A 7538-nucleotide genomic window follows, 5' to 3' on the forward strand; every position below is an offset into this window, starting at 1 on the left:
TGGCCTCTTCGTTCCAAATATTTAATATTAATAAAATATTGTGATTATTATTTTACCATACTTATTTCATAAAGATAATACCCCGGCCAGGCTTTCCTCTACTTTCCGGGTAAAATAATCGCATATACCGTATCCAGCGATGTATCCATCCGAAAGGCCTTTTTGCCTTTCAAAGCAGCTTACGCTTTCGCGGCAAACGGCTCATCCAGCATAGAAAGTGAAAAAAGCGATGGGACGCTGTTCTTGTGCTTTGTCTCATTTTGTCGAATCTACGGCGGATTATTATCATTAACATGTTTACAAGTCAACTTTATTTGGGTGAAAGAGCAGCTTCACTTTGCAAGGGCCATCGATATAACACGCTCATTATTTCCGCGGCAATATTCTGACTACTATGCAGTAATATAGGGATTGGAATAAAGAAAATTCCGGGTGATTATACACGCGGAATTATTTCAAAACAGACCAATCAAACTTTCCGAGATGATTTGTATACTTCTTCAATCGGCTTAGCACACGCTTCGCTTCCGCTCCTTCAAGCGGCAGGGGCTGATAATTGTTCCTTTCCTTCACTGACGAAATCAAAGCCGGTATTAGACGAATCTCTTTTTTATCTGAGAGCTTTCCGTTCTGCACATAAAACGTCTGCTGAAAAATAAATGTATCTTTGTCGGAGGGATTTCGGTTTCCGCCAAACATAAAATTCCCCAGGCTATATACGATATACTTACCTCTGTACTGCTCGATCCCCTGCATTACATGCGGATGGTGCCCGAGCACCAGGTCAGCCCCCTGATTTATCGCGTGTCGGCCTAACGCTTTTTGTACCGCATTCGGATAATGGCTGCGCTCCACTCCCCAGTGGAAACTGACAATTATGACCTGTGTGCCCCGCCGCCTGAGCTCGGCGATGTCAGCCATAATCGTCCTTCTTAGCTTCTGCGTATTCTCCCAGCCCTCATATCCCAGAAGTCCGACGGGGATGCTGTTTATCCCGGCTATGTATTTGTTGTCATAGCCAAAATAAGCGATGCGATATTTCTTCAACGTCTTTATCGTATCTTCATACCCTTGCCGGAGATAATCACGGGTATGGTTGTTGGCAAGATTGACCGCGTCCATGCCTGATAGCGTAAGAATCTGCGCGTAATCCGGCGCGCCTTTGAAGCGGAATTTTTTCACCGCTTTCACCTTGGCGGTCGTCAATGTCGTCTCTAAATTAACGATGGTGAGATCGTCTTTGTCAAATATGCCACGGATGTGCTTGCCGAAATGGGCATATCCGTTTTTCTTCACTTCATACGGAAAACTGAACATATAAGGAAAATTCTCGTCTGTGCCGATCGTCACGTCCCCCGCCGCACTGATGGTGACGGAATGTATCGTTTTTTTCTTCACTTGCTTTTCCTCCGCGACATCAGGCGGCTTCGGTGGTTTCTTCGGCCCAGCCGTCTCGATTTTACCTACAGCCGCTGGCTGAAATGTACCGGTTACGGCGGCTGAAACTGCGTACAGCACCGTAGCGCATACTGTAATCGACAGCATAATCAGCAAAGACGTTCGTTGGAGCTTCTTCACCTGTTCCTCCCTTGTGTTTGTTTTTCTCTCTTTTCGCTGCTCTTCTAGAATGTTATGGGAGAAAACCGGAAAGCACAACCAATTCTTCTCGCGCTATTTCGACACAGATGAAGAATCATGTCTTCACTTTTGTCTTTGTGTCGATGGTTCTTCTTTTAGATTTTCGATATCAAGAATTTGTTCAATTCTGCGCTGCTTTAGCGCAATCGTTTGCTCGATGAACGTTTCATATTCTTCGTCCGACTGCTTGTTGCGTTCATAGTATAGTTGTTTGAGCTGGGTCAGGTGCTCCTGCAGGCTCAATTCGGTTGTGTATGAGCCGCCGGACTTTACTTTTCTTAGAATCATATCTACCAGATTTTCATTGGACGCTTCTATCGACTTCGTGCCCTGCCGGATATAGATAGCACCATAGCGTAGTTCGCCGCGACTGATAATAGATGTATATGGTACGTATTTTGGATCGTACTCGATAATCAACACTTGAAATTTCTTTCCGCGAAGCGGTTCGACGTCCTGGCTGTCAAAAATAAAATCTTCCGTTCTGTATTTCAACCAATTCGGGAGATAATTGTCCAGCTTGTTGTCTACGTCGGCTTTATCTAGAAAATCTGCATTGGAAAGACCATCGAGCGAAGCGCTGCCGTCACTTTTTTGGCTGACGCCGACAATGATGCAGCCGCCGCCGGAATTGGCAATGGCAAGTATGTGTTTTGCCAGCTTGGTGAGATCAATCCACTTCATTTTGAAGTCGAGGAAATCTGTCTCTCCCGTATTGTGAAGAAGCAGCTCTCTAAATGTCTCATGTGTCGGATCATTCAGGAAATCTTTCAATTTTTGCGGTTGAATATCTTCGAAAAACATGGCTTTGAATCCCTCTCCCACTTTATCTATATGAATCATAAATTATATTCTCTATCAGCGCAGGAATTCCTTTTCCCCCTTATTCCCTTATCGCATTCCCTGGAAAATCAATCCTTCTTTTTACTTATGGTTAGCGTCCTCCGCAAAGGTCAGCCGCCCTTCTCCTCATTTTCGTGTCGGGGTTGCGGCTGAAAAGCCATGGTGTTTTTTTGCGAAATGAGTAGGACGGGCAGATCTATGGTAGAATAAATACGAACAAGTCCATCACACGAACGGCAGGGTGATATAATATGGCAATGATTTATCTGGCTTTTGGTACGGCGGCCACTCTCGCGCTGATTATCATTGTAGGGATTATCATTGGGATGATATTAAGCCGCAGAGATAGAAAGAAAATGGAATCTAAGGAGCCGGATGACGAGAAAAGCAGCCGCAGATGACGGCTGCTTGTTCTTTTATTTCCATAAAGCAGTAAAAAATTGTACATACAGATGATGCACTATTAGTCATACTTGACTATACAAGTTACAAAGTCGTATAATCACAGTCAGATTAGTTAAAAACAAGGGAATTTATGGACTTATCCTAATGAGGTGTGATACATGGAAAACAAAAGAGCGCTCCCCATTTTATTTGCGGTTATGTTTCTCGTAATGATAGGCTTCGGCATTATTATTCCGGTCCTGCCGTTCTTCGCGGAACAAATCGGCGCAACACCGACGCAGCTCGGATGGCTAATGGCTGTCTATTCATTGATGCAGCTGCTGTTCGCTCCGATATGGGGTGGAATTTCCGACAGAATCGGGCGCAAGCCGGTCATGCTGATTGGAATTGCCGGTCTGTCGCTGTCGTTTTTTCTCTTTGCCGTCTCGACGGAGCTGTGGATGCTGTTTGCAGCCCGGATTCTTGCCGGTTTTCTCTCATCTGCCAACATGCCGACCACAATGGCGTACGTTGCGGACATTACCACGCCGGAAAACCGCGGGAAAGGTATGGGGATCATTGGCGCGGCGGTGGGGCTCGGTTTTATTTTCGGCCCGGCTATTGGCGGTATTTTCTCCAAAACAAGTCTGAGTACGCCGTTTTTCATCGCAGGAATTGTGTCGGCGGTCACGTTTGTATTCGTACTGCTTTTCCTAAAGGAATCTCTGCCGCCTGAAAAACGAGCCGTATCGACTTCCGGCGTGAAAGAATCGCGCTGGAAAGCGTTCAGTGGCCCGACAACGGTGCTGTATGTGCTGCAATTTTTCGTTTCCTTCTCACTGGCGGGACTTGAAGCCACATTCGCCTATTTTGCGTTTGACCGTGCAGGCATCGGCACGACTCATCTTGGTTATATTTTTATGATTATGGGATTTGCCGGGGCCATCGTACAGGGCGGCCTTGTCGGACAGTTGACGAAGAGATTCGGTGAAGGCGCCGTCATCCAGATGGGTCTTGTAGTGTCCGCGATTGGTTTCGGTCTTATTCTGCTGACAGACAGTTTTACGACTGCGGCCATTTTCCTGTCCATCTTCGGCATTGGCAACGGGGTCATTCGACCGAGCGTATCCGCTTTGATTACGAAGCGGACGGAAGTCGGACAGGGCAGCGCTACAGGGTTATTGTCCTCGTTCGACTCGCTGGGCCGCATCGCCGGTCCTCCGGTCGGAGGCGCTCTGTATTCCATGCAGATAGGCATGCCATATGTCTCAGGCATGATCATTTCTGTACTGGCCTTCATTCTGTATCGCGTCTATGTCAAACGCGAGCAAAAAAATTCAATAACCGTATAAGAACCGCAAAAGCCACGCTCCTTATTCGGACTGTGGCTTTTTCTTATCAGCCAGACATTCACCACCTTATCATTCCATATAAACGGTGTATGAGAAAAAAAAAGTCCTTCATCTTTTTTCACATGGAATTTATTCTCTCGTCGTTCTCTCCTTCTTTTTCCTTCGTAACGTAAAAGTCAACCGGCCTTCCCATCATTTTCACATTGTGGTTGCGACTGAAAAGTCATGGTGGTTTTGTTAGTTTGTATTTTTGATAGGCAAGTGACGGGACATCTTAAATTTAAGGGGCAACTCCTAGATTCCCCATATCTCTTTAGACTTCTTCATTTCTGTTAATTCTATAATCTTACTTTCCTTATCAGCATAGGTACGAATTTCATCAATCGTAACCTGTTTAAGATATATAGAGCCGTCATTTGGTTTGAAAATAATAATATCTTTTCCAACTAATTCGTTTAAATCGCAAAAATCAAGTTGAAAATATGTGTGTAGGTAAATGGGCGGTTTTACTTTCGTCATAATAATTAAAATATATTATCTATAATAGATAATATATTTTCCCTCCTATCTTTATTTAATATTTAATCAAAATATGCATATGCGTCTTTTAAACTACCTACAAGTTTTCCTTTATCATAGCCTGCTAATTCTGCTTTAAAAAATACCCTGCTACCATAATGAGGTACTGAAACAGACTTGGCAAGTCTTCCTAGTAAGGATGGGGCAATTTTTGACTCAGTAACAGGTATCGAGCCAGTTAAAACATAGTTCCCAGAACCACGTTTAGTTTCAGTATAAACTTTAATTTTCCCTGTAACCAAGTCCCAACTACTAGTTCCTATGTTATATAGATAAAGATCAGCTTTGCAATTTGTTTTTGTTTTTTCTTGATTACTGAATTTACTAAAAAGTATTTTGAAATCAATACCTTGGGTTGAAATGGGTGCTGATTTACTGTTTCCTTCGTTTTTCTGTACTTCTTGTTTCTTTTCAAAATCTTTTTGTTCCTTTAGTAATTGATCAATTTGGTTCTGTGATATAGTTTCATCACTTAGCGCCTTGATTACTGCCGAATTACTTTCCGTTGTTACGGGATCTACGCTTTTTGCAAATCCTGATGTGGTAATAGATAAAGAAGATACTAATAAAATTACTGATGTTAACTGCTTAATTTTTTTCAAAATACATCACCCTCCTTAAGAACTGGTAAAATAATATCACAAAACAATATAAAAATTAACCATTTTTTAGAATTAATGTAAAAATAATCATATTAATTGTTTTTAATTTGATTATATTTATTAATGCGACCCGGCTATATGATCCAAATTTCTTGAGAAAATAAAACCATGGAACTTTACCGTTCCCTTGGGTTATTGTTTTGTTAGTTTGACGTGTATGTGATGGCAATCCTGTATGAAAATATCAAGTGGAAATATAGTAAGATGATCCTATAATTTTTACATTAGACGTCCGATAATGTCGCTTACGTAAGTTTATTGAACGAAGGGTGCGTTAGTTGAAGAAATAATAAAAGGAGAGCACATATTAGTCATGTATAATATGTGCTCTCCCCTATTTTTTAGGGCTTTTGTAATTTAGGTCTTGATAATGATAAACAGAGTGGGGGAACCTTTTTCTATAATTAAGAGCGGACAGGAACTCTTTCAAACTCCTCGCTCAGTTCACGTGAGCGCTTCGCTGCGCTTTTGATGGCGGCTTCGATGGCTTTGCCGCAGCCGTTTTCCGCAAGCGCCGTAAGTCCAGCAGCCGTTGTGCCGTTCGGTGATGTTACTTTCTTGCACAGCGCCTCAGGCGACTCATCCGTCTCCATCAGCATACGGCTTGCGCCGAAAATGAAACCTGCTCCGATAAAGATAATGGCAGTGGGTATTTTCTTGCAATTATGAAAAAAAGGCAGCTATCATTAGGATAACTGCTCTTTCTGGAATTGATGAATAATACGGCTTATGATACATGTTAGCTTCTTCTCATGGGCTTCGTAAGAATCCGAAACCTCACTTTGCAGACTCCACCGGTATATCGTTTTATCCGTGTGTTTGATTTTATCGGCCCGCTCCGGACCTGCGGCATACAATAAGATTCCAGCAGAGGCGCGGCGGGCGGTCATATAGGCAAGCATCTGAAATACGTCCGGGTTCTCCGACTGTGCAGTGCGCAGCTTATATTTTGTATCCAGCACCACTTCCCGGCCTGACCGGTCCTTGAGAATCAAATCAGGAACGATGCGAATCCCACCTGTCTCACCGAGCCAATGACGGGTCTGGGCATGTCCCGCAATGCCGTGCGGACGCAGCTCCTCTGTCAGCCGGCGGGCGATGTAGCTCTCGAACAGCTCATTCATATCGAGCACAAAGCTTTCATATGGCACTCCTCCTTCGCCTATGGAAACGGAGGTCGCACGCCAGTATAGCCGGAGCCAGGTAAACGCCCGAGCATAATGCCGGTTTAACCGGGTCAGCGGCAGGCGTGCAAGCTCTGCCAGCTTATCCCTGACTGATACAGGCAAAGCGGCGGCTGCTTTGCCTTCCTGCGGCTCAAACAGTGCAAGCAAATTTCGAATATCGCGTCCTACACGCGCATCCTTATACCGTCCGGATACCATATCGCGCAGACCGGCATACAGCAATCGGTTTTCCCGGACCCAGTGGGTCGGTTCGTCATATTCGCAGACAAACCGATATTCCTGCTTCATCCAGCGGCGCAGCGTAGCTGTGGTTTGCAACTGGCCCCGCACCTCTTCAAGCGCTTCGGTATGTGCCTGGTATCCGGTACGCAATCCCGTCCGGCAAAGCGAGCGACATTCTTTCACAAAAAACTTTACCAACCACTCCGGATCACCGACCATTTCTGCAAGCGTAGTGACAGGGGGATAAAACCGCAGCGAGGAAATATCATATGCCCAGACAAGCCAATCCCATACGGTTTCGATCGGCAGCTTGGGCAGGATGAGGAAAACGGCATCCGGAAGCTCAATACGCCCCACGTAAGAAAAAGCCGTTATCTCCCATGCGTTACCGGGTATAGCACGAAGCGAAAGAACATGTCCAAACTCTCTTTGCAATATTTCGGCGCTTTTCACAGAAAGCCGGACACCGTTTATCGTCCCATACTCTTTCATTTTATATAGCGGTTTCTCATTCACCATTCGTATTCTCCCCTTCGTCCAGCAGTGCATCCAACTCGAATTCCTGCAAACGCTCCGGCTCAAAGGCGAAATACTCTTCCAGATACGGTAAAATCTCATACTTCCAGATGCGGCGAAGTTTCTGTGGGGTCAACCCGCGGTTTATGAAATAT

Annotated in this window: 7 protein-coding genes and 1 pseudogene; 2 read left to right on the plus strand and 6 right to left on the minus strand. The window is 44.6% G+C overall.

The window, feature by feature from the left end; all coding sequences use genetic code 11:
- Positions 1 to 450 precede the first annotated feature (450 nt).
- Positions 451 to 1545 (minus strand): CapA family protein, encoded by a 1095-nt coding sequence (locus tag ADA01nite_RS15820; protein WP_146811249.1) that lies wholly within the window; start codon positions 1543 to 1545, stop codon positions 451 to 453.
- 156 nt (positions 1546 to 1701) lie between these two features.
- On the minus strand, positions 1702 to 2481 hold the full coding sequence (locus tag ADA01nite_RS15825; protein WP_246147370.1) for an AlbA family DNA-binding domain-containing protein: 780 nt from the start codon (positions 2479 to 2481) through the stop codon (positions 1702 to 1704).
- A 251-nt stretch (positions 2482 to 2732) separates the two neighbouring features.
- On the opposite strand from ADA01nite_RS15825, the gene ADA01nite_RS22155 reads away from it, so the two are divergent.
- Both ADA01nite_RS22155 and ADA01nite_RS15830 read left to right on the plus strand, forming a co-directional pair.
- Positions 2733 to 2882, plus strand: a complete 150-nt coding sequence (locus ADA01nite_RS22155) for a hypothetical protein (protein WP_170230321.1) — start codon at positions 2733 to 2735, stop codon at positions 2880 to 2882.
- 162 nt (positions 2883 to 3044) lie between these two features.
- A complete protein-coding gene (locus ADA01nite_RS15830) occupies positions 3045 to 4217 on the plus strand; it encodes an MFS transporter (RefSeq protein ID WP_146811242.1) in 1173 nt (390 codons plus the stop codon).
- 581 nt (positions 4218 to 4798) lie between these two features.
- Here the strand turns inward: ADA01nite_RS15830 and ADA01nite_RS15835 are convergent.
- From ADA01nite_RS15835 to ADA01nite_RS23225, 4 genes and pseudogenes are all read right to left on the minus strand, one after another.
- Complete coding sequence (locus tag ADA01nite_RS15835; protein ID WP_146811243.1) at positions 4799 to 5398, minus strand: hypothetical protein; 600 nt, start codon at positions 5396 to 5398, stop codon at positions 4799 to 4801.
- Between the two features lie 464 nt (positions 5399 to 5862).
- Positions 5863 to 6090 (minus strand): annotated as a pseudogene (locus ADA01nite_RS15840) (pyrroline-5-carboxylate reductase family protein); the annotation flags it as partial.
- A gap of 54 nt (positions 6091 to 6144) precedes the next feature.
- A complete protein-coding gene (locus ADA01nite_RS15845) occupies positions 6145 to 7386 on the minus strand; it encodes an McrC family protein (RefSeq protein WP_170230322.1) in 1242 nt (413 codons plus the stop codon).
- On the minus strand, positions 7376 to 7531 hold the full coding sequence (locus ADA01nite_RS23225; RefSeq protein WP_503826259.1) for a hypothetical protein: 156 nt from the start codon (positions 7529 to 7531) through the stop codon (positions 7376 to 7378). The genes ADA01nite_RS15845 and ADA01nite_RS23225 overlap by 11 nt, the downstream gene beginning before the upstream one ends.
- Positions 7532 to 7538 lie beyond the last annotated feature (7 nt).

This window comes from Aneurinibacillus danicus, from assembly GCF_007991215.1.
Classification (GTDB): Bacteria; Bacillota; Bacilli; order Aneurinibacillales; family Aneurinibacillaceae; genus Aneurinibacillus; species Aneurinibacillus danicus.

Excerpts from the sequence above, each read along its gene's own strand:
- ADA01nite_RS15820 (WP_146811249.1), bottom strand. The coding sequence starts at position 1,545 with ATGCTGTCGATTACAGTATGCGCTACGGTGCTGTACGCAGTTTCAGCC.
- ADA01nite_RS15825 (WP_246147370.1), bottom strand. The coding sequence starts at position 2,481 with ATGATTCATATAGATAAAGTGGGAGAGGGATTCAAAGCCATGTTTTTC.
- ADA01nite_RS22155 (WP_170230321.1), top strand. The coding sequence starts at position 2,733 with ATGGCAATGATTTATCTGGCTTTTGGTACGGCGGCCACTCTCGCGCTG.
- ADA01nite_RS15830 (WP_146811242.1), top strand. The coding sequence starts at position 3,045 with ATGGAAAACAAAAGAGCGCTCCCCATTTTATTTGCGGTTATGTTTCTC.
- ADA01nite_RS15845 (WP_170230322.1), bottom strand. The coding sequence starts at position 7,386 with ATGGTGAATGAGAAACCGCTATATAAAATGAAAGAGTATGGGACGATA.